Here is a 24,610-nt window from a genome sequence, read left to right as displayed (position 1 = left end):
AAAAAACTTAGGCGGTCGAACGACCGCCTAGATATGTTCTCTTACTGCTGGCTAGCGTTGATGAAATCAATAGCTGCCTGAACAGTAGTGATCTTCTCAGCTTCTTCGTCTGGAATCTCGGTGTCGAATTCTTCTTCCAGTGCCATTACCAGCTCAACGGTGTCAAGAGAATCAGCGCCCAGATCTTCAACGAAAGAAGCGTTGTTCAAAACTTCTTCCTGTTTAACACCCAGTTGCTCAACAATGATTTTCTTAACGCGTTCTTCGATAGTGCTCATACTCTTAAATTTCCTATCAAAACTCGCTTTCGCGATGGTTTTCGTAGTGTATAAAATGCTGAAAAAGATGCAACTAAATCCCGGCTGGTCAAACCACGATTTTACGCTATTTTGCGGTTTTTGCCTCAAATAACGCAAATGGTTTTCACATTTTTTAAATCATGTACATGCCGCCATTGACATGTAACGTTTCACCGGTGATATAGCCGGCCTCATCAGAGGCCAAAAATGCAACAGCGCTGGCGATTTCTTTAGCATCGCCCAGCCGGTTGGCTGGAACTGATGACAAAATGCCTGCGCGTTGATCATCTGTCAACGCCCGTGTCATGTCCGTCTCAATAAAGCCAGGTGCCACGACGTTGACCGTAATGCCACGAGAAGCAACTTCACGTGCCAAAGATTTGCTAAAACCAATCAGACCGGCTTTAGCCGCCGCGTAGTTCGCCTGCCCTGCGTTCCCCATGGTGCCGACAACGGAACCGATGGTGATGATACGGCCAAACCGCTTTTTCATCATAGCGCGCATTACCGCTTTTGACAGGCGGAATACGGAAGTCAGGTTAGTGTCGAGGATATCCTCCCACTCATCATCCTTCATACGCATCAGCAGGTTATCACGCGTAATGCCGGCATTATTCACTAAAATGTCGATTTCGCCAAATTCGGCGCGAATCGATGCCAGCACGCTGTCGATAGATTGCGCATCAACAACGTTCAACATAAACCCTTTGCCGTTTGCGCCCAGGTAGCCGCTGATCGCTTCAGCGCCGCTCTCGCTGGTCGCGGTGCCGATCACTTTGGCGCCGCGGGCCACAAACGTTTCTGCAATAGCTCGGCCAATACCGCGGCTCGCGCCGGTGACCAGAACGATTTTACCTTCGAAGCTCATCATTTTCCTCTTTATTGTTCAAGCGCCGCCGACAGGCTGGCGGTGTCGTTCACCGCCGCAGCCGTCAGGGTGTCAACAATACGTTTAGTGAGACCGGTCAGCACTTTGCCCGGCCCCACTTCCAGCAGCGACGTCACTCCCTGTGCTGCGATAAATTCTACGCTCTCGGTCCAACGCACCGGGCTGTACAGCTGACGCACCAGCGCACTGCGGATCGCTTCAGGATCGTTTTCGGTGCGTACGTCGACGTTGTTCACCACCGGCACCTGCGGCGCGTTAAAGGTGATGTCCTTCAGCGCCACGGCCAACTTGTCGGCGGCCGGTTTCATCAGCGCGCAGTGCGAAGGCACGCTCACCGGCAGCGGCAGTGCACGTTTGGCGCCCGCCGCTTTACAGGCGGCGCCTGCACGTTCAACCGCTTCTTTATTGCCGGCGATAACCACCTGGCCCGGCGAGTTGAAGTTGACCGGAGAAACCACCTGTCCCTGCGCGGACTCTTCGCACGCCTTGGCGATCGCGTCGTTGTCCAGGCCGATGATGGCGTACATAGCGCCGGTGCCTTCCGGCACCGCTTCCTGCATCAGCTTGCCGCGCAGCTCGACCAGGCGGATCGCCGCCTTGAAGTCCAGCACGCCGGCGCAGACCAGCGCCGAGTATTCGCCCAGGCTGTGGCCAGCCATCAATGCGGGCGCTTTACCGCCCTGCTGCTGCCACACGCGGAAAATCGCCACGGAAGCCGCCAGCAGAGCCGGTTGGGTCTGCCAGGTCTTGTTCAGCTCTTCCGCCGGGCCTTGCTGCACCAGCTGCCACAGATCGTAACCCAGCGCGGAAGAGGCCTCGCCGAAAGTCTCTTCGACGATCGAGAACTGTGCGGCCAATTCGGCCAGCATGCCAACGGCCTGTGACCCCTGGCCCGGGAAAACAAAAGCAAATTGCGTCATTTTTTATTCCTGTTCAAATCAGAAACGAACCAGCGCCGAGCCCCAGGTAAAGCCGCCGCCGAAGGCTTCCAGCAGCACCAGCTGGCCACGCTGAATTCGCCCGTCTCGCACGGCTTCGTCCAGTGCGGAAGGCACCGAGGCGGCAGAGGTGTTGCCGTGACGATCGAGCGTCACCACCACTTTGTCCATCCCCATGCCCAGTTTTTTCGCCGTTGCGCTGATGATGCGCAGGTTGGCCTGGTGCGGCACCAGCCAATCCAGCTCGCTGCGGTCCATGTTGTTGGCCTGCAACGTCTCATCGACGATGCGCGCCAGTTCGGTGACCGCAACCTTGAAGACTTCATTGCCCGCCATGGTGACATAGGCCGGCTTGTCTTGATTCTGACGATCCTTGTAAGGCAGCGTCAGCAGGCTGCCGTAGCTGCCGTCGGCATGCAGGTGGGTAGACAGAATGCCCTGCTCTTCAGAAGCCCCCAGCACCACCGCCCCTGCGCCATCACCAAACAGAATGATGGTGCCGCGATCTTCAGGATCCAGCGTGCGCGACAAGACGTCCGCGCCGATAACCAGCGCATGTTTGACCGCGCCGTTTTTCACGTACTGATCGGCCACGCTGAGCGCATAAGTAAAGCCGGCGCAGGCCGCAGCCAGATCGAACGCCGCGCAGTCTTTGATGCCCAACATTTGCTGCACCAGGCACGCCGCACTCGGGAACGCGTGAGTCGTCGTGGTGGTCGCCACGACGATAAGCCCGATGTCTTCTTTAGCCACACCTGCCATTTCCAGCGCTTTCTCAGCGGCCTGGAAGCTCATCGTCGCGACGGTTTCATCCGCAGCGGCGATGCGACGTTCGCGAATACCGGTACGCGTGACGATCCACTCGTCAGAGGTATCCACCATTTTTTCCAAATCAGCATTGGTGCGCACTTGTACGGGCAAATAACTCCCCGTACCGAGAATCTTTGTATACATGTACGATCAGTCACTCTTAGGTAATACAGCCTCAAGGCGCGCAGCAATCCTTTCCGGGACTTGCCGCTGCACCGCCTGCACAGCCTGTTCGATTGCGACTGCAAACGCGTGAGGGTTCGCAGCGCCGTGGCTCTTGACTACGGTGCTGCGCAATCCTAACAGACATGCGCCATTATACTGGTCGGGGTTCAGGTGGCCGAACCGCTTGACCACCCGTTTTTGCAACCAACGGCCCAACAATTTCAGCCACCAGGCTCGCTTGTTTCCATCGCCGGACGATTTCAGCAGCGATAAGAACACCCTGACCACCCCTTCCATGGTTTTCAGCGTGACGTTGCCCACGAAGCCGTCGCAGACCAACACATCGGTCTTGCCGGTGAGCAGTTCGTTTCCTTCCAGGTAACCAATATAGTTGATTGCCGGAGTATTTTTTAGCACAGCGGCCGCTTCGCGGATATTATCCAGGCCTTTGGTCTCTTCTTCGCCGATATTCAGCAGCGCCACCCGCGGTTGCGCAATGCCGATCACCTCTTCCGCCATCACCGCGCCCATCACGGCAAACTGCACCAGCATGGTGCTGTCGCACTCGACGTTGGCGCCCAGATCCAGCACCACGGTTTTGCTGCGCTGCTGGTTCGGGATCACCGTCATCAGCGCCGGGCGCTCAATGCCCTCCAACGGCTTGACCAACAGCTTCGCCAATCCCATCAGCGCGCCGGTATTGCCGGCGCTGACGCAGCCCTGCGCGTTGCCGCTGCTGAGCTGTTCGAGCGCAATGCGCATCGACGTGCCGCGGCTGGCGCGTATCGCTTGTGAGGGTTTGGCGTCGCCGGCGATCACAGACTCGGCGGGCACGACTTGCAGACGCTCCAGAAGAACCGGATCGGCGTGGGCAAGCAAAGGGGAGATGGCGTCGGGATTACCGACCAGCAAGAGATGAAGCTGTAAATTAGAGGCCAGTGCCTGCAACGAAGCAGGCACTGTGACGCAGGGACCGAAGTCCCCGCCCATTGCATCTAACGCCAGGGTTAGACGAGTCAAGGTATCGCTACTTAGCCGATAACCTTGCGACCGCGGTAGAAACCGTCGGCAGTGATGTGGTGACGACGGTGAGTTTCACCGGATACTTTGTCTACAGACAGAGTAGTCGTGGTCAGAGCATCGTGAGAACGACGCATGCCACGCTTGGAACGGGTTGGTTTATTCTGTTGTACGGCCATGGACCTTACTCCTCAATTACTTACGCTTTAAACTGGCTAATACGGCAAACGGATTCGGTTTCTCCGCCTCGGGAGGCAGTTGGCCAAATACCATGTCCGCTTCGGACACTTCACAGTGTTCAGATTCATGTACCGGAACGACAGGCAGTGAAAGAATAATTTCGTCTTCAATCATTGCCAACAGATCGACTTCGCCAAACTCGTCAACTTCGATCGGTTCGTACGCTTCCGGTAATGCCTCAGCCTGCTCATCATTGACGACCGGGCTAAAACAATATGTTGTGTGAACCTGATGTTCGAACGGGACTCCACAGCGTTGGCACATCAACGTTACCGTGACGTCCGCATGCCCTGTTATCACCGCGAGGCGTTGATTGTCGATATTAAACGACAACGACACCTCAACATCACTATCCACACTGACCACGGAGTCGGCAACACGAGTAACCTGCTCAGGCGCATAGACACCAGCATAGTCCAGGCGTTTCTGAGCGGTACGTACCGCATCAATGGTCAAGGGTAATTTTACCTTTTGCATAGGGCGCGCATATTAACTTTGTAACGACATAGAGTCAAAGAAAAAGGCCGTAAAACGGCTCCTTTCACCAATATTCGCTTCCACAGCGGCCGACAGTTTAAAATGCCGTACCCATTTACGCTACGGTTTGCGAAAAAAATTATGCAGAGATTGCTTTTAGCCTCCACCTCCCCCTATCGAAAAATGCTGCTGGAGAAACTGCAGCTGCCGTTCGACTGCGCCGCGCCGGAGGTGGATGAAACCCCGCTGCCGGGCGAAGGCGCGGAAGCGCTGGTGCTGCGCCTGGCGGCAGCGAAGGCTCAGGCGCTGGCCCTCGCCTACCCCGAGCATCTGATCATCGGTTCCGATCAGGTCTGCGTGATCGATGGCAGCATCACCGGCAAGCCCCATACCGAGGAAAACGCCCGCGCGCAGCTGCGCCAGGCAAGCGGCCAGGCCGTGACCTTCTATACCGGCCTGGCGCTATACAACGGCCGTAGCAAGCAGCTGCAGGCCCTGTGCGAGCCTTTCCACGTGCATTTTCGCGCGCTGAGCGAAGCGGAGATCGCCGCCTATGTGCGTCTGGAGCAACCGCTGAACTGCGCGGGCAGTTTCAAGAGCGAGGGGTTGGGGATCGCGTTGTTCGACAGACTGGAAGGCCGGGATCCGAACGCCCTGGTCGGCCTGCCGTTGATCGCGCTGTTGGAGATGTTGCGGGCTGAAGGCATCAACCCGCTGGTGTGACGCGGATTATTTGGCGGCCTGCCGGCGCAGCACTTGCAGGCAATGACGCAGTTCTTCGTCCATCGGCGCTTCGATACGCATCGTTTCGCCGGTGGCCGGATGCTCGAAGCGCAGCGCCGCAGCGTGCAGGAACAGACGCTTCAGGCCGGTACCCGCCAGTTGACGATCGAACTCGCGGTCGCCATAGCGATCGTCAAAGGCGATCGGATGCCCGGCATGCAGGGTGTGCACGCGGATCTGGTGGGTACGCCCGGTGATTGGGCTGGCCTTCACCAGGGTGGCGAATTCGTAACGCTCCTCCACCTTGAAGCGGGTTTCCGAAGGCTTGCCTTCGCTGTTGACGCGCACGATACGTTCGCCGCTTTGCAGAATGTTTTTCAGCAGCGGCGCCTGTACGGCCTTGCAGTGGGACTGCCACTGGCCGCGCACCAGCGCCAGATAATCCTTCTGCATGCCCTTCAGCCGCAGTTGCTCATGCAGCGAACGCAGCGCGGAACGCTTCTTGGCAACCAACAGCACGCCGGAGGTATCGCGATCGAGCCGATGCACCAGCTCCAGGAAACGGGCCTCAGGGCGCAGCGCCCGCAGCCCTTCAATCACGCCGAAGCTCAGGCCGCTGCCGCCGTGCACCGCGGTGCCGGAAGGCTTGTTGAGGATCAGCAGGTGGTCATCTTCATACAGAATGCAGTCGGCCAGCGCCGCCACCTTATCCAGCTTCGCCGACACCGGCGCCTCTTCGCGCTCGGCCACGCGCACCGGCGGCACGCGCACCACGTCGCCGGCCGCCAATTTGTATTCGACCTTGATGCGCCCTTTATTAACCCGCACCTCGCCTTTGCGCACGATGCGATAAATCATGCTCTTCGGCACGCCTTTCAGGCGAGCGAGCAGAAAGTTGTCGATTCTCTGACCGGCTTCGTCGTCGGAAATCGTGATGAATTGTACTGCTGGATTGTTCGTTTTCATGGTGCGGGATTCTAAATAGAGCGCGTGAATAGCGCCACATCTTTTTCTGTGCTTAACTGTCTCTCTGACGGCGGGCGAAACCCCAGCGGACAATAAGGCAGCAAGCCGATTTGAACGTTTGCGATTTCTTCCGCAGTTAAGGAAAAGTCACCTTGCTATAACGGCATCAGCAGTGGAATAATGCAGTCACTTTCCGCGTTGATTCTCGTTAAACAGGGAAAACGGTGGAATTATAAAATTTGTCTGATCGCGCAAAAACGCAGCAATGGCGTAAGACGTAATGCGAAATCAAACAATTAGCGGGCTGCGGGTTGCAGCTTGGCCGGCAAATGGAATCAGATCTGTCGACGTAAATCAGAGGCTATTCCCCTAGTAAAAGTGCTGTCTTTCACAAAGAAAAGCAGGCTTACCGAGATAATGCGCCCCTATGCAGGCGACAACCGTGAGGTTGACGGCTTTGCGAGAAGACACGGGGCTTTCGGTTTAACTCCGGCCATGAGGTTATTTTGCCCGCAGCTTTGTCGATAATGTAAAAATAACGAGTAAGTTAAGATGAAAAGAATGTTGATTAACGCAACTCAGCAGGAAGAGTTGCGTGTTGCCCTCGTAGATGGACAGCGGCTGTATGATTTGGATATCGAAAGTCCGGGTCATGAGCAGAAAAAAGCGAATATTTACAAAGGCAAAATCACCCGCATTGAACCAAGTCTTGAAGCAGCGTTCGTGGACTACGGCGCAGAACGACATGGTTTCCTCCCTCTTAAAGAAATCGCCCGCGAATACTTTCCTAGCAATTACTCTTCCCATGGCCGCCCGAACATCAAAGATGTCCTGCGCGAAGGCCAGGAAGTCATCGTTCAGGTAGACAAAGAAGAACGTGGCAACAAAGGCGCCGCCTTGACCACCTTCATCAGCCTGGCGGGCAGCTATCTGGTGCTGATGCCGAATAACCCGCGCGCCGGCGGTATTTCTCGCCGCATCGAGGGTGACGATCGCACCGAGCTGAAAGAAGCGCTCTCTTCGCTGCAACTGCCGGACGGCATGGGCCTGATCGTTCGCACCGCGGGCGTAGGCAAATCCGCCGATGCGCTGCAGTGGGATCTCTCCTTCCGCCTGAAGCACTGGGAAGCGATCAAAAAAGCCGCCGAAGGCCGCCCTGCGCCGTTCCTGATCCACCAGGAAAGCAACGTTATCGTGCGCGCCTTCCGCGATTACCTGCGCCCGGACATCGGCGAAATCCTGATCGACAACCCGAAAATTCTCGATCTGGCCAAAGAGCACATCGCCGCGCTGGGCCGCCCGGATTTCAGCAGCAAAATCAAACTGTACAGCGGTGAAATTCCTCTGTTCAGCCACTATCAGATCGAATCGCAGATCGAATCCGCCTTCCAGCGCGAAGTGCGCCTGCCGTCCGGCGGCTCGATCGTCATCGACAGCACCGAAGCGCTGACCGCCATCGACATCAACTCCGCACGCGCAACCCGCGGCGGCGACATCGAAGAGACGGCGTTCAACACCAACCTGGAAGCGGCGGACGAAATCGCTCGCCAGCTTCGCCTGCGCGATCTCGGCGGCCTGATCGTCATCGACTTCATCGACATGACGCCGGTACGCCACCAGCGCGAAGTGGAAAACCGCTTGCGCGACGCCGTGCGTCAAGACCGCGCGCGCATCCAAATCGGCCGCATCTCCCGCTTCGGCCTGCTGGAAATGTCGCGTCAGCGCCTCAGCCCGTCGCTGGGTGAATCCAGCCACCACGTGTGCCCACGCTGTAACGGCACCGGCACCATCCGCGACAACGAATCGCTGGCGCTGTCCATCCTGCGCCTGATCGAAGAAGAAGCGCTGAAGGAAAACACCAAAGAAGTTCACGCTATCGTACCGGTTCAGGTCGCTTCGTACCTGCTGAACGAAAAGCGTGAATCCGTCAGCGCGATCGAAAAACGTCAGGGTGGCGTGAAAGCCGTCATCGTGCCGAACGATGAAATGCAAACCCCGCACTACTCGGTGCTGCGCGTACGCAAGGGCGAGGAAACCTCTACCCTCAGCTACCTGCTGCCGAAACTGCACGAAGAAGATATGGAGCGTCCGCTGGAAGATGCGCCGATGGAACGCAAGCGTCCGGAGCAACCGGCCCTGGCTTCCTTCTCCCTGTCCGCCGATGTGCCGCCGCCGGCTGAAGAACCCGTCGCCGTTGCCAAACCTGTCGCTGCAGCCGCCAAGGCTAAAGCCGCAGCGCCGGCCGCCGCCAAGCCGGGCTTCCTGGGCCGCCTGTTCGGTGGTTTGAAGAGCCTGTTCGCCGGTGAAGAGCAACCTGCCGTCGAAGAAGCCAAACCGGCCGAAACGCCGAAGGCGGAAGGCAACGGTGAAAACCGTCGTCAGGATCGTCGCGGTCAGCGCCGTCAAGGCACCGGCCGTAAAGAGCGCGGTGAGCGTAGCGACCGTGGCGATCGTCCGGAACGCGGCGAACGTAAAGAGCGCGGTGAAGGCCGTGACAATCGCGAACGCGACAACCGTGAACCGCGTGAGAACCGTGAAGGCCGTGAATCGCGTGAATCCCGCGATGAACAGCGCCGTAACCGCCGCAACCAGCAGCAGAACGCGCCGGTAGCGGAGGAAACTGCCTCGGAAGAAAGCGCTAAAGCGCCGCGCGAAGATCAGCAGCAGCGCCGTGAACAGCGTGCTGAACGCCAGCGTCGTCGTCAGGAAGAGAAACGCCAGGCTCAGCAGGAAGTGAAAGCGCTGGAAAGCGTTGACGCGGTCGAGAGCACCGACGAAGAGCAGGAAGAACGCCAGCAGCAGAACATGCAGCGCCGTCAGCGCCGCCCTCTGACGCAGAAAGTGCGCATCCTGTCCGCGGAAGAAGAGCTGCAGCGCGCAGCGGAAGAGCTGTTGGCGCCGAAAGCGCCGGTAGCGAAAGCCGAAGATGCGCAGCCAACCGCCGACGACAGCGTGAAGCTGCTGCCGGAAACCGTTGCCGCTCAGGCGGAAGACGATGCCCAGGGCGAAAACCGCGGCAACGGCGAAGGCATGCCACGTCGTTCCCGTCGTTCACCGCGTCACCTGCGCGTCAGCGGCCAGCGTCGCCGTCGTTACCGCGACGAGCGTTACCCTCTGCAATCCCCAATGCCGTTGGTGGGCGCGTTCGCTTCCCCGGAAATGGCATCAGGCAAAGTCTGGGTAAGCTACCCGGTCGCTCAGGTTGAAGAAGCCGAAGTGCAAACCGAAGCCGTAGAGCAGGCGCCGGTTGTCGCCGCAGCGGTTGAACAGCACAGCGTTGCCGTGGAAGAAACTCAGGCCGCGGCCAGCGTCAACGAACCGGCACCAGAAGCCGCCGTTGAAACTGCCGCCGTCACCGTAACGGAAGAAGCGGCAGTCGTAGCGCCGGTTGTTGCCACCCCGGCCGAGGAAACCCCGGCGCCGGTGGAAACCGCCCCGGCAACGGTTGCGGTTGAAGAACCGAAAGCGGAAGAGACTGCCCCTGCAGTGGAAGCTCAGCCGGTAGCTGAAACCGTAGCGGCAGAGCCAGTGGTTGAAGCTAAGCCAGCGGAAGACGAGCCTGTGGTCGAAACTGCACCGGTAGAAGCCGCGCCGGCGGAAGAAGCGCCAGTGGTAGAAGCCGCACCTGCAGCGGCAGCCGCTCCGGTAGAAAAAGCGCCGGAACCAACGGCCGCCGAGCCTGCGCCTGCGGTTGCTCAACAGCCGGCGCCGGTGAAAGCCGTGCAGGACGCGCTGTACAAACACATCGCCACTGCGCCGATGACCAAAGCGCCTGCGCCGGCCTACGTGCCGGAAGAACGCAAGCACAGCGACTGGCAGCGCCCTTCCTTCAACTTTGAAGGCAAAGGTTCAGCCGGTGGTCACTCGGCAGTGAGCCAGGCCACCGCGCCGGCCACCAAGCCGCAGCCGGTTAACGAATAAGTTAATCTGCACACCTAAAAAAACCCGCCGACGGCGGGTTTTTTCTTGCCTGCAAAAAGCTCAGGCGATCTTTTTCAGTTTTTTGATGTCCAGAACATCCAACTTGCCGTCAAGTCGACTGACGAACTGCTGAAAATGCGCCGTCTCATTATGCTTATCCAGCGCTTCGCTGCTGGCCCAACGCTCAAAGAACACGAAGGTGCCCGGCTTTTCCAGATCGCGATGCAAATCATATTGCAGGTTGCCCAGCTCCTGGCGGCTCGGCTCGAGAATGTCGTGCACCGCTTCACTGACTGCGGCCTCAAATCCCGCTTTCGCTTGCAGGGTGGCGATAACGCGTACTTCCATTGTTTTCTCCCTTTCCACTTGATGAAAGTCGACGGTATTGGCGTCGGCATCGTTGAAATCATTGTCACTATGCGCCTGCTGCGCCGTTGATTTCAACTTGTCGCCAACAAACAGATGCATCTGCGGCACTTTCCGCTTATCCTTACACCCCGGCGTGAATAAACCCATTATTCGCTTTTCATTAGACGTATTTGACCGCCGGAGCCTAGCTAGATGACCGCACAACCTCAAGTTCTGAAAATCCGCCGCCCAGACGACTGGCATATCCACCTGCGTGACGATGAGATGCTGAAAACGGTGGTGCCCTATACCAGCCAGGTATTTGGCCGGGCGATCGTGATGCCGAACCTGGTTCCGCCCGTGACGACCGTGGCCGCCGCGCGCGCCTACCGCGATCGGATTCTGGCGGCGGTGCCGCAGGGTCACAACTTTACTCCGCTGATGACCTGTTACCTGACCAACTCTCTGGCGGCCAGTGAACTGGTCAGCGGTTTCGAACAAGGGGTGTTTACCGCCGCCAAGCTGTATCCGGCCAACGCCACCACCAACTCCAGCCACGGCGTCAGCGACGTGACCGGCATTTACCCGCTGTTCGAGCAAATGCAAAAAATCGGCATGCCGCTGCTGATCCACGGTGAAGTGACCGATCCTGCCGTCGATATTTTCGACCGCGAGGCGCGCTTTATCGAACAGGTGATGGAGCCTATCCGCCGTCACTTCCCGGAACTGAAAATCGTCTTCGAACACATCACCACCAAAGAAGCGGCGCAGTACGTGCAGGCAGGCAACCGTTTCCTCGGCGCCACCATCACCCCGCAGCACCTGATGTTCAACCGCAACCACATGCTGGTCGGCGGCATTCGCCCACACCTGTTCTGCCTGCCGATCCTCAAGCGCAACGTCCATCAGGAAGCGCTGCGTCAGGCGGTGGCCAGCGGCTCGGACCGTTTCTTCCTCGGCACCGACTCGGCGCCGCACCTCAAGCATCGCAAAGAGTCCAGCTGCGGCTGCGCCGGCTGCTTCAATGCGCCGAATGCGATCCCGGCTTACGCTGCCGTCTTCGAACAGCTCGGCGCGCTGGAGCACTTCGAGGCCTTCTGCTCGCTCAACGGCCCACGCTTCTATGGCCTGCCGCTCAACGAAGATTTCATCGAACTGCAGCGCGTGCCGACCACCCAGCCGGAAGAGATCGCCCTGGGCAATGAATCCGTGATCCCATTCCTGGCCGGCGAAACCCTGAACTGGTCGCTGAAAGGCTGATATTTTTGCTTCGCCCTCTTGCCCTCGCTTACGGTTAACTGTATAAATAAACAGTAAATCGCTTCGGGGGCAATTATGCGTGTTGAAGTCACTATAGATAAAACCCGGCCGCTGCCGTCGGGCGCCATTGAGGCGCTGACCGGCGAGCTGGGCAAACGGGTCAATCGCCAGTTTCCAGGCGCCGTCGTGCACGTCCGTTATGCCGGCGCCAACGGGCTCTCTGTGCTGGGGGGCGCCAAAACCGACCGGGATCTGATTGAGGAAATCCTTCAGGAAACCTGGGAAAGCGCGGACGAATGGTTCAGCGCAGAATAACACTGCAATGCTGTTTTTGCCGGGGGTCGCTCTCCGGCTTTTTTGTTTCTGGCGCCCTGCCCATTCATCGCTTACCCTTACTCTGGAACCAAATCCGCCTCAGCGCTGTATTTAACGCAAAGGAGTAAGCATGGCCCCGGACAAGGTGAAATCCGAAGACGCAATGACGTTTGGCGAATTGCTGGCGCTGATTGCCGATCAGAAAAGACGCTTGAACGTACTGGAAGTGGCCTTCTCTTACCTGGCCTTCAGCCTGGATGACAAAGCCAACCAACGGCTGATCCACAGCCTGAGGCTGGAATCGCAAAGCCAGAATCGCGACGCCGAAACGCAGAAACATTTCGCGCACTTGGCAGAAGAACTGGAAAAATGTCTGCACGGCTCCGCCCCACCCACCGGCGGCGCGGAATAACGCCACAGGCTTTACTCATCGCGCGTTCGCACCCGAATTTGTAGAATAATTGTTCAAATAAATATTTATTTTGCAATTTTAGGTGACAACCCCTCCACCGATGAAAGCGGATGCGTATACTGTAATTGCTCTCATGATGATGAGCCGCATTGATCCTCGTTAGTCACTCACGGTAGTTACTACTCAATAAGGGGTCTTTATGGACAGAAATGATGAAGTAATTCAGACGCACCCGCTTGTCGGTTGGGATATCAGTACTGTCGACGTTTACGACGCCATGATGATACGCCTTCATTACCTGTCTTCACTAGACCAAACGCCCGAAGAAGCCCAAGTAGACCGAACGCTTTGGCTGACCACAGATGTCGCCCGTCAATTAATCAATATCTTAGAGGCCGGCATCGCCAAGATTGAAGCTACGGATTACCAGGATCTTGATCGCAGAAAACATTGATTCATCGTCTCCTACCCCCTAAGGCGCCGCGACCTTTCCCGGCGCCTTTTCTTCGCCTTTCGCCGTTCAATCAGTGCATTGCGTCTGCCAACCTTTTATCATGGGGGCATAAGAAATCGCTATCAGAGAGGGTTGGCACGTGGAATATGATTTGATTGTGGTGGGCAGCGGTTCCGTCGGCGCGGCGGCAGGCTATTATGCCACGCGGGCCGGCTTGAAAGTGCTGATGATCGACAGCGCTATCCCTCCGCACCGAAACGGCAGCCATCACGGCGATACCCGCATTATCCGTCACGCATACGGCGAAGGCGAAAAGTACGTGCCGCTGGTGCTGCGCGCGCAGGCGCTGTGGAATGCGCTGATTCAACAATCCGGCGAGGAACTGTTCCAGTCGTGCGGCGTGCTCAACCTGGGGCCACAGCACTCCGAATTCATTCGCAATGCGCAGCTCAGCGCGCAAAAATTCCGCCTGAACGCGCAAACCCTCAGCGCCGAACAGATCAATCAGCGCTGGCCAGAATTCCGAGCACCGGAAGGTTATGTCGGCGTATTCGAGCCAGACGCGGGGTTCCTGCGTGCCGAGCTGGCGATAACCAGCCTGATCAAGCTGGCGAAAGAAGCCGGCTGCAGCCAGCTGTTCAACTGCCCGGTCAACGCGGTAGAACCCATCGATGGCGGCGTTGAGGTCATCACCGGCGAAGGGCGTTTCACGGCGCGAAAAGCGGTGATCACCGCCGGCACCTGGGTCAAAGCGCTGTTGCCGCAACTGCCGATCGCGCCACTGCGCAAAGTCTTCTCCTGGCATCAGGCAGATGGCCGCTACAGCGTGAACAATCGTTTCCCTGCCTTTACCGTCGAAGCGCAAGACGGCACGCACTATTACGGTTTTCCGGCGGATAACGACGGCCTGAAAGTGGGCAAACATGACGGCGGCCAGCCGATGGATGCCCCCGAGCAGCGCAAACCCTTCGGCAGCTACGCCAGCGACGGCACGGAAGTTTTCTCCTTCCTGCGGCAATTTTTGCCGGGTGTAGGCGTATGTTTACACGGTGAAGCCTGCAGCTATGATATGAGCCCCGACGAAGACTTTATTATCGATACCCTGCCGGATTGCGATCGCCTGATGGTCATCAGCGGATTGAGCGGCCACGGCTTCAAGTTCGCCAGCGCTCTGGGCGAGATCGCCGCGCTGTTCGCGCAGGACAAAGCGCCGCCGGTTGACGTCTCAAGCTTTGGTCTGAAACGATTTAGCTGAGCGAAGGATTTCGCTGTCCAAGTCCCCCTCAGGCACTGGACAGCGAAATTTGGCGGTTACAATTTGTTAACCTGCTAACTCTTTTAAATACCAAGTAAAAATCCTGATAACGGAAATTTCTTATATTCAGCAGTTGAATTTCCGAATTGAACACTTGCAGTGTAAGTCCTATTTTACAGAAGATATGCTCCATCGGCTTTCAACAAGGACGTCACCATGAAACTACTTGTCGTGGACGAATGCTGCTTCACCCGGGTCGGTATAGCCAGCTACTTTGCTGATAGTGGGATCACGACGATCAAGTGCTGCCACAGCATTGAATACGCTACATCGCTGTTGGCCAGCTTTCAGCCGAGCCACATTCTGGTGAACCTCAGCAACCAATGCCGCTATAACGAAGCGGACGCGCAACTGCAGGCCTTTATGGAAGCCAGCCAGTCCGCCTTGCTATTTATCTATCTCGACACACCTTACCCTTACAGCGAAGCGCCAATGCGCATCGCCGATAACGCTTTTCTGTTCAATAAAAGCATTCTGCCGCTCACCTTACGCACGCTGCGCGAGAATCCGCTGGCGCTGGCCGATGACGGCGAAGAGCGTTCCCTGTTCAGCCCGCAGGAGCTGACGGTAATGAAGTATTGGATGGCAGAGATGCCTAACTACCGCATTGCGAAAAAACTGCAGATCAGCTCCCATACGGTCTATGTGCACAAGCGTCACATCACGGAAAAGATCAACGCGCGCAACCGGCTGGAGTTCTACTCGCTGTATAACGTGCTGCGTTATTTCTACCCGCCCAGCGCACCAACGAATTCGACGCCGCTGGCGCTGCTGGCGGTGTAACATCAAGCCTGCGATAACGCAGGCTTTTTTATCGCCACTCTTCCAGCGCTCACGCGCGCCCCGCTATAAAAGGTGCCGAGAAAAGGACTATAATCAAAGGTCTCTTTCTTCAGGCGGCTGAAATGTTAAACCGAATACTGGCGGCTATCGTCAACAACGTGCGTGAGCACCTGGTGCTGTATCTTTGTCTGTGGCTGGTGCTGCTGGCGCTGGATGTCTATTTTTTCTTCGTGATGTAACCCATGCCGTCGTCATTTCCCCGATTGAGCTTCAGCCGCTTCGGCGATCCCGCCCAGGTGCTGGCGCTGCAGCAGACGAGCAGGCCGCCGCTGCGCCCCGGCCGGCTGCTGCTGCAGATGCGCTATGCCCCGATCAACCCTTCCGACCTGATCCCGATTCACGGCCAATACGCGCACCGCATCGCCCTGCCGCAGGTGCCTGGCTATGAAGGCGTAGGCGTCATCGTCGATCCGCAAAGCGGACGCTCGACCGGCCGACGCGCACTGGCGGTAGCGGGTGACGGCAGCTGGCAAACCTTCGTCACACTGCCTGAAGAACGGGTGGTCTGGGTACCGGACGACATCGACGACGCCAGTGCGGCGCAAATCTATATCAACCCGCTCACCTGCTGGGTGCTGCTGACGCAATGGCTGCCGCTCAACGCCGGCGACGTGCTGCTGCTCAACGGCGGCGGCTCCGCCGTTAGCCTGCTGCTGGCACAGATGACGGCGCTGCGCGGCATTCGTCTGGCGGTCGTGGCGCGCAACCCCGCTCATCGCCCGGCGCTGCTGGCCGCCGGCGCCTGGCGCGTTATCGAAGCGCCGCAGCTGGCGGAAATGACGAATTTTGGCGCCCGCGCGGCCATCGACTGCATCGGTGGAGAAGACGGCTTGCAGCTGGCGCGGGCGGTTCGCACCGGCGGCGACTTCGTGGCGCTGGGCCTTTTAGGTGGGCGTCAGGTGGACTGGCGGCGCGTGGTGGACGAGCTGAAGCTGCGCGCTTCGCTGTTTCACCTGCGCAAATGGAACGCACAGGCAGCACCGGCGCAGTGGCAGACGGCGTTTTATCAGCTCTTCCAGCTGCTGCGACGCGGGGAGCTGGCGCTGCGCCCACCCGCTGCGATTTATCCTCTTCACCAGTTCGCTGCGGCGCTGCGGCATGCCGCCCAGCCAGGCGTGAATGGCAAAATCTTCCTTACGCCGACGACATCGGAGACGATTGCGGTGGATGAACCCTTATTCAACGGGGTTCCCAATAAATAAAATCTAATGAAGGAAAAGGCGACTTTTCCGGTAGTGCTAACTTAATGAGTGGTGCGATGTCCTTTTATTAGCGCACCGGATATTATTATGCTATCAATCTCTAAATTTTGAGATAAGACACATCGTTACCCAAGAAATAACGACCGATAGTAAAATTAGCATGACAATTAGAGAGTCAAATGATGAACTCATTAAACCTAGTGGGTTTGAGATCTTCGCCACCTTTAAGTACGCATCCTCTGATAGCCCCCTGAAAACTACTTCAGTCAGTATTACAAAGTAGATCAGAGCCAATACGACATATGCAATTGCTCTCTTCATTGGTCATCCTTGCATTATTCACTGTTCAATATATGATCGCCCAATGGATTCTACATCAACGGAAGTGATAACACATGTCCTATCTCAAGTTAAAGATGCAAGCAAACCGAGCCATTGCTTTAAGTATTGAGATACAGTATTGGCGGTGTGAATTAAATCGCGTGGTGAGACGTACAGTATGTTAGTTTATCCGGTAGTACTAATACATCACTTTGAGTGCCACCCTTTATTAGTACACCGGAATTTATTATGCTATCAAAGAGGCTCTTACTTTTGCAATTCGTTGTTCAATGTCATCATAAACATCACCGGGTGCTACAATATTTTTTACTACTATTGGGTAGTTCTCCCCTTTAGTAATTACGTCCTCAAATGAAAACATAACGTTGTATTCACTTAGTTCCTTTTTAATTGCGTTCACAAACTCATCGGTTTTTTGTTTAGTACTGCTAGTGTGTATTGATAAATGAATAGTAGTCATAATCTTAATACCTTCTTGATGATATTTACCAGTACTGAAAGAATCCAAGCAATGATTAGAACAGTAAAGATACTTACGGCAAGGGAAACGTTGTCTGTCCCCCATTCGGTTACATTATCTACCCATCCAAGCCCTTCCGATGACATAAGGTGATATGAACGATCGGCAAGAGTTCCCACTATGTACCCTACTGGATGTACAAAGCGAATGATCAGTACTGCCACTACAACATAGATAATGATTTTAATTGCATTTTTCAAAACGAGATATCCCTCTTACGTCCACACGTCCGTATGCAAGCAGGCCATTTCTAGACCCTGGCACACGTGATTGCTTTGTGTTCATTAAACGGCTTCGGACTGTTTGAAAGTCTGACACACTGAAGAAAGTGATACATCCCCACGATTCACCTGAACCATTTGGCCGTAGTGGATGCAAACGAAAGCCACCACGTTGTACGCCATTAACGAACACATGATCACTCATAGTCTCTGAGTTGAACAATCCAAGCCATTCATTGTGATTTGTGCCGTTGATCAGATCGCCGCCAAAGTTCTTGATAGTGTTTCCAATGCTCGACGGTGGCCTATCAACAATGTAGTACTGTCCTACGGGAATAGCCCCATAATCGGGGATAGCTGTACAGTTGGGATTGTTGATGTAGCGTTCTCGCCCACTGAACACCTTGAAGGTTCCAAGGCCGTATACATGTAGAGTTGCCTTACCACTCATCAAGGCTAAGTCATCGTACTCCATTCGCATAATCTGCATTACATATCCTTATGATTAGTACAGTTTATGTACTGTAACATCTTTTCAAGAAGTGGTGTAACAGTTATCATGATTCTGTACTGACAGAAAGCCCCCTAACTGTTTCTTCTCCGTGGTTATGGGGGCTTTTCTTTGAGGATATAAAGGTGAAATGGACAAATAGAATTATTATCGGGCTAGTTATATCACTATTACTTGCAGTACTGATACTACTAATTACTATACTCTGTGGGTTTGATACGAAAATGATTACTGATTGGATTGTTGCTTTTTCAACCGCTGGAACTACTGCCATTGCCTATATGGCGTATCGTAAGGCTCCACATTGGTTCGAGTCAAAGCACAATGAAGCTCGCTATGACCAATCATCAAAGATAATGAGCCTGCTTGATGAGTCTCTGGATAAACTAATTACAGTGAGTTTTGATGTTATAGCAATTACAGATAGAGATAAATCCAATAAACAATGCTTCGAACTTGGTAGTTCTTTGATAAAGGTTAGAGAGTTTTTGAATGCCTGCCCTCGATATAATATCGTCCCTAAACAAGAATTAAAAGTGCTAGTTGATGATATGCTTAATCAAACATCAGATTATATCGGTTTTATCGTAGGAATTAAAAGCCTCACAGATCCATCAATTCAAGAAAAGCTTAACTCTATACGAGATAGACATCAAAAATTGTCAAGTACTGAATTGCGTACTCTATTCAAATTTGACTAATAGACACTAGGAAGTACTTTAGATGAAATTAGCAAATAGAATTATTATTGGACTTGTTATAGTACTGCTTATTCTGGTAGTACTATTATTGATCAGTACTCTCTACTACAGCACGGATAAGAAAATGGAACTAGGTTCATTAACAGATTGGATTAGTGCAGGTGCAAACATCTGTATGGCTGGGGCTGCTCTTTATGCCGGGGCTAAGGCTATTAACTTTTTTCAACAAAAAGCTTATGACCACGCACTTGAAATTATACAAGAAGTTAACAAAATACAAATATCGATAAACCATTTCAATGTTGAACTATTGATTAAAACATCTATTAAAGCAGGTACTTATACACCATCGAACTTGCCCCCTGATTATGAGAACAAAAATACTCCAAATGATTTCGACACACCAATTCATGAAATACAAGAATTTCACTCCAAGTTAAGTGTAATATCAGCTGATATAATGAATATTATAGTTTCATTGCGTAGTACAAAGCCATTTGGTTACGTAATGAATGATGATTACTTAGAGCCTTTATGCAAGGCATTATCTCAGTATTCAAATGACGCAATCGTCCATATCATTTTTTATAAAAATGATCATACCTACATATCTTCCGCACTAAACATTGACATGCCATTTATTAGCAGCGATAAACATGTATCACTGAATGAGTCATATGAAACTATAAAAAATATATCTTCAAAAATACGCACATCAAGTCTAGATGAAATTTTTAACTTCAATGTGAAGAGAAAATGATGAAAATAGAGATAGGTTCAATATCTGACTGGATAAGCTCTTTAAGTACTGCCGGTACTTTACTCGTTGCCTATATGGCATATCGTAAAGCCCCTCAATGGTTAAACCAAAGAATGCACGAAGATGCATTATCTATGGCAACTAATTTGATTTTTGATGACTACGCTAATCTTAATAGGAAAGTAATTCAAACTACAGCCATCATTGAACATATAAAAGTAATGAATGAAATTGTATCAGATAACTTTCGAGACTTTTTAACCGTAGAGGAATGTGAGAGATATCATTCTATCTTCAATGAAACTGATATAACGCCAACTAAAATAAATGACAAAATCAGCAACTTAAAAAAACTAGGCTGGTGCCTTAAAGAACCAGCAAGCAAAAACAATAATGAACTACTTAAGTCGTATAGAATGATACGCAAGAATTTTATGGTTCTATGTGTTTCACTTAAAAATCTAATTACTGAAGAAGACGAAAATAGTGCCAAAACTCATTATAATATATTTTTAAAAGGGATTGAGAAATTTGATGATAACACAATAAAATTTAAAACATTGTATGATGAGTTACAGAGCAAACACTCAAAGATACCTGATTATTTTATTGTTACCGAAAAATAGAGCCACCAACAGGTGGCTTATATCTTCATTAATTCTTTCAGTGCTTCAATACTAAGTACTTCATCACCTCTATGCACCATAGCATGACAGTTGGGACATAGGGGTATTAGATCCTCTTTAGGATCCAGTTCATAGCCCGCACCAAGAGTATGTATTGGTTTTATATGGTGTACGTGGATGAAGCCCTTTCCGTGTTCACCATAGACCTTCTCAAAATTGAAACCACAACCTTTGCACGTAGTACCATGACGATCAATGCAAACCTGTCGTGCTCTTGGATCACGTTCATAGGCATTCACGGTTATACGCTTCTTCGCACCTTCAATGTAGTTATCCTGTGTGTTCAAGTCATCAGGATATGGGTTAGCATCATAATATGCGTACCACGTTTGCCCTTCTTTCCGTAAGTATCTCCTCTTAAGCTCAGGAGTAAAACCTTCGATTACTGATACATTCGGGTTATCTTCTCTTTCCGAATGCACCATGTCAAAAGTATAAAGTTGATAACCCTGCTCTATTAGTTTTATATGGTCTAAAGCTTGAGTATAACCGGGTTGCCGCCTATCTTTTCCATTCGTCAGCACTGTTTCCCATTTCTCACGGAGTATTACTGACCTTTCCTGTTCATTCTCCACATCCCAAGCACCAAAAATGACTATCTTCTTGTCGTGATTAACGAATGACCAACTCCATGTCCAGTTATTACATGTTGCACCGTTACTGATTATGAATTGTTTTCTGTTCATTTAGTCTTCTCACATCTCAAATCAAAACTATCTAACCCATCTGGACTAGAGTACAAATTCCCATAGTAATAACCATCGTTTTCAGGATGGTTAACTATATTGATTTCAGAGTAGTACTTATGTTTTTCATCAGTTGCATACTTAAAAACTTCATAAGAAGTAGGTATTTGTTCAATACTCATGCGGGTATAGTATGACTCATCCGTTCGCCACGTACACCACGTATATAAGTACAGACGAAGTTAGATATGGTTGCCGCGTGAAGTACTGGAGAGATCATCACCAGTGCAAAAAGTATTCTTCTCATTCTCACTCTCTGACAAAAAAGAACATTAATCAACTTTTATATCGCTCGTGGTTGATTGTACTTTACATTTCGCTTTCAAAGTGTCTCGAACAAAATAATTTTCCGGTACTGGAGCTAACATACCATCTGGAGTGTCAGCTATATATGTCGCCATAATTCCATTACTCTGACATTTTTTCATTATGTACTTGTCATTGTATTGAGCTATGATTACCCGTCCATCCTTATCCTGATTATCCAGATAGCCCCAAACAGTGCAATGCTTTCCAGAATACGCGTGATCTGAGCGCCTGAAATCCCGAATGCGGTGGTAATTGTTAGACACTCCTTCGTGAAGTCGTCAACACAGGTCAGGCACTTTATCCTGCCAGGTGGCCAGTGCGTCCATGACGAAATACATCGGCCAGGTCAGGTTGGGCGCTGCCGAGCGGAGCAGCGGCAGACGTTCCATTGCCAGTCCTTTACGACGTCGTCTGCGTTTTACACCCAGCCCGCTGAGATGATAAATGTGGTACACACGCTTGTGATTAACCTGAAAGCCTTCACGTCGCAGTAACTTCCAGATGCGGCGGTAGCCAAAACACCTGCGCTCCAGTGCCAGCTCAATAATGCGCCCTGATAAATGCGCATCAGTCGCCGGACGCTGAGCTTCGTAGCGGCAGGTCGACAGAGACAAACCAGTAAGCCTGCAGGTGCGACGTTGCGACAGACCGGTCGCACCACACATAAACTCAACGGCTTCCCGCTTCTGGCCTGTCGTCAGTACTTCCGCCCCAGAGCCACCTGAAGTGCCTCCTTATCCAGCATTGCTTCGGCAAGCAACTTCTTGAGTCTTGCGTTCTCTTCCTCGAGCGACTTCCGACGTTTAACCTCAGGCTCATCCATACTTCTTACAGAAGGTGTAAAATTTGGCATCAGAAATAGCATGCTTGCGGCAGTGTTCACGGGCGGATACACCAGCTTCAAGCCAATCTGACACCTTTACGATAGATTTTTTTGGAATAAAATTAAATATTAGCATGCTAATTTGAAATTAAAAATACACAAAAAGTGCTGAAAACTGATTAATGTATTAACTATTAGCTGGGTAATCGATGAGAGTGGGAGGAGGGATATTGATTTATAAGAATTTTCATTAAATCCGAGACGGAATAACGCACCCCTAGGGGCTTTTAACTATTTTAAACACCCGAATGGAATTTTAATCTGTCTAAAGCAAGATTAATATACCACACCACAATAAAAAAGCAATACCTAATTCTTTACCAATCAATAGTCCGCCTTTATTATTGACCTCATCAACGAGAACTAAAAATTTATCGCTGATACTAAGTTAACTAAAATATATACGGGGGTAAACCATGAACAAACCAAGCAATAATGATTTGGATAGGTATCTTTCTAAAATAAAAGCAGTAAAGAAGCAAAAATTCAAAATAAGGTATAAATTTGGTGGTGATGAAGTTGAAGAGTTTATAAAGATTGATGCTTTATTGTATACTGATCCAACTACAGGCACAGAGTATAATGTAACTTACGTTGATCCTGACCAACTATGCTTTACTAACAAGGAAAATCCGAAAGAAGAACACGTTATCTATTCTAAGGATAAACTAGGTACTTGGCAGTGTGTTCCATAAATGAATAGAATGGAGGGGCATACCACATGCCCCTTGTTCTAAAGTGATACTTACACGACTGACGCGAAGCTATTGATTTTGTCTTTAACTCGATTGAATGAATCGTTCTAAACAACCACCGGAAATACAAGTGTTTATTCATTATTCCATTTAGCCGTTTATTGCGAAGTACTCGATGCATGGTAAGGGTTTTCCATTGCTTACCATTATTGAGCCAGCCTGACCTACCTCCAAACTCAGATACAACTGTTAGATAGAAGCGTTAAGCCACCGTTGGGTGGCTTATTCAAAACTCATTAACAACGCACGGCTCAACGTAGCCACAAGAAATTACCTCACTCCGGCGGCGCCGGAGGCTGACGCGGCGGGCGGCCGTCGCCCAGGATAACCGCAAGCCGATAACCGCCCTCGGTGGTTTCCAGCGCGATGCGCGCCACGATCGTCAGCGGCACTGACAGCAGCATGCCGACCGGGCCGAGCAGCCAGCCCCAAAAAATCAGCGACAGGAACACCACCAGCGTCGACAACCCCAGCCCGCGACCCATCACCCGCGGTTCGAGGATATTGCCGATCACCATGTTGATTGCGATAAAGCCGCCCGCCACCACCAGCGCATCACCCAATCCGTTGAACAGCAGCGCCTGAATCAGCGGCGGAATGGCGGCCAATACCGAGCCGATATTGGGAATATAGTTGAGCAGAAACGCCAGCAGCCCCCAGATAAAGGCGAAGCGTACGCCGACCGCCGCCAGGAAGATCCAGACGATCACCCCGGTGGCCAGGCTGATGATGGTTTTAATCACCAGATAACGCGTCACGCCGTCCAGCGCCCGCCGCATCGCGGCGAGGCCTTCATTCGGCTTATCCAGCGCCTGCTGCAGCTTGTAAGGCAGCAACTGCACTTCGAACAGCATAAACACCACGGTCATCAGCAGCAGGAAGACGTTGGTCATGGCGCCAGACAGGTGCCCCAACATGCGGGTGACCAGATTCATCGCCGCGCTGGGATCGACATACTGCAGCATCGCTTCGCTGGAAAGGCTGATATTGAAACGGTCGGCGTAATGCTGCAGCTCGCGCAGCTTCTCGATCATCATGCCGCGATACTGCGGCAGCGAACGGGCGAACTCGTTCAGCGAAGCCCCCAGCATGCCGATAAACAGCATCACGACCACGATCACCGCCGTCACCAGCAGCGTCACCCCGACGATACGCGGCACCCGTTTACGCTCCAGCATCGCCACCAGCGGATTCAGCACCATGGCGAGAAATACCGCCAGCAAAAACGGCACCACAATGTCGGCGGCGGCTTTCACCCCGGCCAAAATGATCACCAACATCGCCAGCAGGACGGCCAGACGCAGGCTGCTGTCGGTCACACGGGTTCGGCCCATGACGTTTCCTTGTTATTTCACTGGGTTAACCGGCGCCAGGGTGCCGGCTCTTGGCGCTAATGGTAGCAAAATCCGCCGCTGCACCGCAGGGGATTTAGCGCAACCGTTCGACAAAGTTAATCTTTCCGCCCTGCCCTGCGCCGCAATAAATAGGCATAACCTTTGCCAACAAATAATCTCGTCGGGCAACTCACGAGGGGTTTACGTAAAATGACAAAAGCTGACATTAATAGATAATAGCCCCA

General features: G+C 52.8%; 28 protein-coding genes and 1 pseudogene. 14 read left to right on the top strand and 15 right to left on the bottom strand.

What is annotated here, in order from left to right:
* Positions 1 to 41: 41 nt before the first annotated feature.
* The 7 genes from acpP to yceD form a co-directional block, all read right to left on the bottom strand.
* Complete coding sequence (gene acpP / locus EDY99_RS06575) at positions 42 to 278, bottom strand: acyl carrier protein (RefSeq protein WP_004719003.1); 237 nt, start codon at positions 276 to 278, stop codon at positions 42 to 44.
* 154 nt (positions 279 to 432) lie between these two features.
* Positions 433 to 1,167, bottom strand: coding sequence for a 3-oxoacyl-ACP reductase FabG (fabG, locus tag EDY99_RS06570; RefSeq protein WP_004928729.1), 735 nt, complete (start codon positions 1,165 to 1,167; stop codon positions 433 to 435).
* Between the two features lie 11 nt (positions 1,168 to 1,178).
* Positions 1,179 to 2,108 carry an ACP S-malonyltransferase gene (fabD, locus tag EDY99_RS06565; protein WP_123061596.1) on the bottom strand — a complete coding sequence of 310 codons (930 nt, stop codon included), beginning with the start codon at positions 2,106 to 2,108 and terminating at the stop codon, positions 1,179 to 1,181.
* A gap of 18 nt (positions 2,109 to 2,126) precedes the next feature.
* The gene (locus tag EDY99_RS06560) at positions 2,127 to 3,080 is read right to left on the bottom strand and encodes a beta-ketoacyl-ACP synthase III (RefSeq protein ID WP_033642683.1); all 954 of its coding nucleotides are present in this window, start codon (positions 3,078 to 3,080) and stop codon (positions 2,127 to 2,129) included.
* A gap of 6 nt (positions 3,081 to 3,086) precedes the next feature.
* The gene (plsX, locus tag EDY99_RS06555) at positions 3,087 to 4,121 is read right to left on the bottom strand and encodes a phosphate acyltransferase PlsX (RefSeq protein WP_071841648.1); all 1,035 of its coding nucleotides are present in this window, start codon (positions 4,119 to 4,121) and stop codon (positions 3,087 to 3,089) included.
* Positions 4,122 to 4,132: 11 nt separating this feature from the next.
* Positions 4,133 to 4,300, bottom strand: a complete 168-nt coding sequence (gene rpmF, locus EDY99_RS06550) for a 50S ribosomal protein L32 (RefSeq protein WP_004927778.1) — start codon at positions 4,298 to 4,300, stop codon at positions 4,133 to 4,135.
* A 16-nt stretch (positions 4,301 to 4,316) separates the two neighbouring features.
* Entirely contained in the window at positions 4,317 to 4,838 is a 522-nt protein-coding gene (yceD, locus tag EDY99_RS06545; RefSeq protein ID WP_004927780.1) for a 23S rRNA accumulation protein YceD, read from the bottom strand.
* 141 nt (positions 4,839 to 4,979) lie between these two features.
* Here yceD and EDY99_RS06540 point away from each other — a divergent pair, with 141 nt between their 5' ends.
* A complete protein-coding gene (locus EDY99_RS06540; RefSeq protein WP_033650741.1) occupies positions 4,980 to 5,561 on the top strand; it encodes a nucleoside triphosphate pyrophosphatase in 582 nt (193 codons plus the stop codon).
* Positions 5,562 to 5,567: 6 nt separating this feature from the next.
* Here the strand turns inward: EDY99_RS06540 and rluC are convergent, their stop codons facing one another.
* Complete coding sequence (rluC, locus tag EDY99_RS06535) at positions 5,568 to 6,527, bottom strand: 23S rRNA pseudouridine(955/2504/2580) synthase RluC (protein ID WP_004927787.1); 960 nt, start codon at positions 6,525 to 6,527, stop codon at positions 5,568 to 5,570.
* 552 nt (positions 6,528 to 7,079) lie between these two features.
* Here rluC and rne point away from each other — a divergent pair.
* On the top strand, positions 7,080 to 10,448 hold the full coding sequence (gene rne, locus EDY99_RS06525) for a ribonuclease E (RefSeq protein WP_089194554.1): 3,369 nt from the start codon (positions 7,080 to 7,082) through the stop codon (positions 10,446 to 10,448).
* 60 nt (positions 10,449 to 10,508) lie between these two features.
* Here rne and EDY99_RS06520 read toward each other — a convergent pair whose 3' ends face one another.
* Complete coding sequence (locus EDY99_RS06520; RefSeq protein ID WP_025302406.1) at positions 10,509 to 10,796, bottom strand: putative quinol monooxygenase; 288 nt, start codon at positions 10,794 to 10,796, stop codon at positions 10,509 to 10,511.
* Between the two features lie 213 nt (positions 10,797 to 11,009).
* On the opposite strand from EDY99_RS06520, the gene pyrC reads away from it, so the two are divergent.
* From pyrC to EDY99_RS06480, 8 genes are all read left to right on the top strand, one after another.
* Positions 11,010 to 12,056: a dihydroorotase gene (gene pyrC, locus EDY99_RS06515; RefSeq protein WP_047026294.1), complete on the top strand. Its 1,047-nt coding sequence runs from the start codon at positions 11,010 to 11,012 to the stop codon at positions 12,054 to 12,056.
* Positions 12,057 to 12,131: 75 nt separating this feature from the next.
* Positions 12,132 to 12,371, top strand: a complete 240-nt coding sequence (gene dinI / locus EDY99_RS06510; protein ID WP_033650738.1) for a DNA damage-inducible protein I — start codon at positions 12,132 to 12,134, stop codon at positions 12,369 to 12,371.
* 130 nt (positions 12,372 to 12,501) lie between these two features.
* A complete protein-coding gene (locus EDY99_RS06505) occupies positions 12,502 to 12,783 on the top strand; it encodes a hypothetical protein (RefSeq protein WP_046686854.1) in 282 nt (93 codons plus the stop codon).
* A 199-nt stretch (positions 12,784 to 12,982) separates the two neighbouring features.
* Positions 12,983 to 13,237, top strand: a complete 255-nt coding sequence (bssS, locus tag EDY99_RS06500) for a biofilm formation regulator BssS (protein WP_004927812.1) — start codon at positions 12,983 to 12,985, stop codon at positions 13,235 to 13,237.
* Positions 13,238 to 13,376: 139 nt separating this feature from the next.
* The gene (gene solA, locus EDY99_RS06495) at positions 13,377 to 14,492 is read left to right on the top strand and encodes an N-methyl-L-tryptophan oxidase (protein WP_047026296.1); all 1,116 of its coding nucleotides are present in this window, start codon (positions 13,377 to 13,379) and stop codon (positions 14,490 to 14,492) included.
* 216 nt (positions 14,493 to 14,708) lie between these two features.
* On the top strand, positions 14,709 to 15,335 hold the full coding sequence (locus tag EDY99_RS06490; protein WP_123061595.1) for a LuxR C-terminal-related transcriptional regulator: 627 nt from the start codon (positions 14,709 to 14,711) through the stop codon (positions 15,333 to 15,335).
* Between the two features lie 122 nt (positions 15,336 to 15,457).
* The gene (locus tag EDY99_RS06485; protein WP_004927822.1) at positions 15,458 to 15,574 is read left to right on the top strand and encodes a DUF2770 family protein; all 117 of its coding nucleotides are present in this window, start codon (positions 15,458 to 15,460) and stop codon (positions 15,572 to 15,574) included.
* A 3-nt stretch (positions 15,575 to 15,577) separates the two neighbouring features.
* A complete protein-coding gene (locus EDY99_RS06480) occupies positions 15,578 to 16,597 on the top strand; it encodes a zinc-dependent alcohol dehydrogenase family protein (RefSeq protein ID WP_123061594.1) in 1,020 nt (339 codons plus the stop codon).
* A 568-nt stretch (positions 16,598 to 17,165) separates the two neighbouring features.
* Here EDY99_RS06480 and EDY99_RS24540 read toward each other — a convergent pair.
* Genes EDY99_RS24540 through EDY99_RS06470 form a run of 3 tightly spaced genes read right to left on the bottom strand, consistent with a single transcriptional unit; the run spans position 17,166 to position 18,170 of the window.
* Positions 17,166 to 17,399: a hypothetical protein gene (locus EDY99_RS24540; protein ID WP_164489271.1), complete on the bottom strand. Its 234-nt coding sequence runs from the start codon at positions 17,397 to 17,399 to the stop codon at positions 17,166 to 17,168.
* On the bottom strand, positions 17,396 to 17,659 hold the full coding sequence (locus tag EDY99_RS24535; protein WP_164489270.1) for a hypothetical protein: 264 nt from the start codon (positions 17,657 to 17,659) through the stop codon (positions 17,396 to 17,398). Before EDY99_RS24535 ends, EDY99_RS24540 begins: the two co-directional genes overlap by 4 nt.
* Positions 17,643 to 18,170, bottom strand: a complete 528-nt coding sequence (locus EDY99_RS06470; RefSeq protein ID WP_123061592.1) for a DUF2778 domain-containing protein — start codon at positions 18,168 to 18,170, stop codon at positions 17,643 to 17,645. The genes EDY99_RS24535 and EDY99_RS06470 overlap by 17 nt, the downstream gene beginning before the upstream one ends.
* Before the next feature lie 146 nt (positions 18,171 to 18,316).
* Between EDY99_RS06470 and EDY99_RS24530 the strand changes: the two genes are divergently transcribed.
* Genes EDY99_RS24530 through EDY99_RS06465 form a run of 3 tightly spaced genes read left to right on the top strand, consistent with a single transcriptional unit; the run spans position 18,317 to position 20,278 of the window.
* Positions 18,317 to 18,892, top strand: a complete 576-nt coding sequence (locus EDY99_RS24530) for a hypothetical protein (protein ID WP_164489269.1) — start codon at positions 18,317 to 18,319, stop codon at positions 18,890 to 18,892.
* A 22-nt stretch (positions 18,893 to 18,914) separates the two neighbouring features.
* The gene (locus EDY99_RS24525; protein ID WP_164489268.1) at positions 18,915 to 19,652 is read left to right on the top strand and encodes a hypothetical protein; all 738 of its coding nucleotides are present in this window, start codon (positions 18,915 to 18,917) and stop codon (positions 19,650 to 19,652) included.
* Positions 19,649 to 20,278, top strand: coding sequence for a hypothetical protein (locus EDY99_RS06465; protein WP_164489267.1), 630 nt, complete (start codon positions 19,649 to 19,651; stop codon positions 20,276 to 20,278). The genes EDY99_RS24525 and EDY99_RS06465 overlap by 4 nt, the downstream gene beginning before the upstream one ends.
* Positions 20,279 to 20,295: 17 nt before the next feature.
* On the opposite strand, the gene EDY99_RS06460 is transcribed toward EDY99_RS06465, so the two are convergent.
* A complete protein-coding gene (locus EDY99_RS06460) occupies positions 20,296 to 21,024 on the bottom strand; it encodes an HNH endonuclease (RefSeq protein WP_123061590.1) in 729 nt (242 codons plus the stop codon).
* 556 nt (positions 21,025 to 21,580) lie between these two features.
* Positions 21,581 to 22,352 (bottom strand): annotated as a pseudogene (locus tag EDY99_RS06455) (IS3 family transposase); the annotation flags it as partial.
* Between the two features lie 340 nt (positions 22,353 to 22,692).
* Here EDY99_RS06455 and EDY99_RS24520 point away from each other — a divergent pair.
* Positions 22,693 to 22,971: a hypothetical protein gene (locus EDY99_RS24520; protein ID WP_164489266.1), complete on the top strand. Its 279-nt coding sequence runs from the start codon at positions 22,693 to 22,695 to the stop codon at positions 22,969 to 22,971.
* A 335-nt stretch (positions 22,972 to 23,306) separates the two neighbouring features.
* Here EDY99_RS24520 and EDY99_RS06450 read toward each other — a convergent pair whose 3' ends face one another.
* The gene (locus tag EDY99_RS06450; RefSeq protein WP_123061589.1) at positions 23,307 to 24,365 is read right to left on the bottom strand and encodes an AI-2E family transporter; all 1,059 of its coding nucleotides are present in this window, start codon (positions 24,363 to 24,365) and stop codon (positions 23,307 to 23,309) included.
* Positions 24,366 to 24,610: the final 245 nt, after the last annotated feature.

It is taken from the genome of Serratia sp. LS-1 (assembly GCF_003719595.1).
GTDB classification, from domain to species: domain Bacteria; phylum Pseudomonadota; class Gammaproteobacteria; order Enterobacterales; family Enterobacteriaceae; genus Serratia; species Serratia ureilytica.
This window is presented reverse-complemented; position numbering and strand designations above follow the sequence as displayed.

Bases quoted from the DNA above. Each gene is read 5' to 3' on its own strand.
- acpP (WP_004719003.1), bottom strand. From the start codon at position 278: ATGAGCACTATCGAAGAACGCGTTAAGAAAATCATTGTTGAGCAACTG.
- fabG (WP_004928729.1), bottom strand. From the start codon at position 1,167: ATGAGCTTCGAAGGTAAAATCGTTCTGGTCACCGGCGCGAGCCGCGGT.
- fabD (WP_123061596.1), bottom strand. From the start codon at position 2,108: ATGACGCAATTTGCTTTTGTTTTCCCGGGCCAGGGGTCACAGGCCGTT.
- EDY99_RS06560 (WP_033642683.1), bottom strand. From the start codon at position 3,080: ATGTATACAAAGATTCTCGGTACGGGGAGTTATTTGCCCGTACAAGTG.
- rpmF (WP_004927778.1), bottom strand. From the start codon at position 4,300: ATGGCCGTACAACAGAATAAACCAACCCGTTCCAAGCGTGGCATGCGT.
- yceD (WP_004927780.1), bottom strand. From the start codon at position 4,838: ATGCAAAAGGTAAAATTACCCTTGACCATTGATGCGGTACGTACCGCT.
- EDY99_RS06540 (WP_033650741.1), top strand. From the start codon at position 4,980: ATGCAGAGATTGCTTTTAGCCTCCACCTCCCCCTATCGAAAAATGCTG.
- rluC (WP_004927787.1), bottom strand. From the start codon at position 6,527: ATGAAAACGAACAATCCAGCAGTACAATTCATCACGATTTCCGACGAC.
- rne (WP_089194554.1), top strand. From the start codon at position 7,080: ATGAAAAGAATGTTGATTAACGCAACTCAGCAGGAAGAGTTGCGTGTT.
- EDY99_RS06520 (WP_025302406.1), bottom strand. From the start codon at position 10,796: ATGGAAGTACGCGTTATCGCCACCCTGCAAGCGAAAGCGGGATTTGAG.
- pyrC (WP_047026294.1), top strand. From the start codon at position 11,010: ATGACCGCACAACCTCAAGTTCTGAAAATCCGCCGCCCAGACGACTGG.
- dinI (WP_033650738.1), top strand. From the start codon at position 12,132: ATGCGTGTTGAAGTCACTATAGATAAAACCCGGCCGCTGCCGTCGGGC.
- EDY99_RS06505 (WP_046686854.1), top strand. From the start codon at position 12,502: ATGGCCCCGGACAAGGTGAAATCCGAAGACGCAATGACGTTTGGCGAA.
- bssS (WP_004927812.1), top strand. From the start codon at position 12,983: ATGGACAGAAATGATGAAGTAATTCAGACGCACCCGCTTGTCGGTTGG.
- EDY99_RS06490 (WP_123061595.1), top strand. From the start codon at position 14,709: ATGAAACTACTTGTCGTGGACGAATGCTGCTTCACCCGGGTCGGTATA.
- EDY99_RS06485 (WP_004927822.1), top strand. From the start codon at position 15,458: ATGTTAAACCGAATACTGGCGGCTATCGTCAACAACGTGCGTGAGCAC.
- EDY99_RS06480 (WP_123061594.1), top strand. From the start codon at position 15,578: ATGCCGTCGTCATTTCCCCGATTGAGCTTCAGCCGCTTCGGCGATCCC.
- EDY99_RS24540 (WP_164489271.1), bottom strand. From the start codon at position 17,399: ATGACTACTATTCATTTATCAATACACACTAGCAGTACTAAACAAAAA.
- EDY99_RS06470 (WP_123061592.1), bottom strand. From the start codon at position 18,170: ATGCAGATTATGCGAATGGAGTACGATGACTTAGCCTTGATGAGTGGT.
- EDY99_RS24525 (WP_164489268.1), top strand. From the start codon at position 18,915: ATGAAATTAGCAAATAGAATTATTATTGGACTTGTTATAGTACTGCTT.
- EDY99_RS06465 (WP_164489267.1), top strand. From the start codon at position 19,649: ATGATGAAAATAGAGATAGGTTCAATATCTGACTGGATAAGCTCTTTA.
- EDY99_RS06460 (WP_123061590.1), bottom strand. From the start codon at position 21,024: ATGAACAGAAAACAATTCATAATCAGTAACGGTGCAACATGTAATAAC.
- EDY99_RS24520 (WP_164489266.1), top strand. From the start codon at position 22,693: ATGAACAAACCAAGCAATAATGATTTGGATAGGTATCTTTCTAAAATA.
- EDY99_RS06450 (WP_123061589.1), bottom strand. From the start codon at position 24,365: ATGGGCCGAACCCGTGTGACCGACAGCAGCCTGCGTCTGGCCGTCCTG.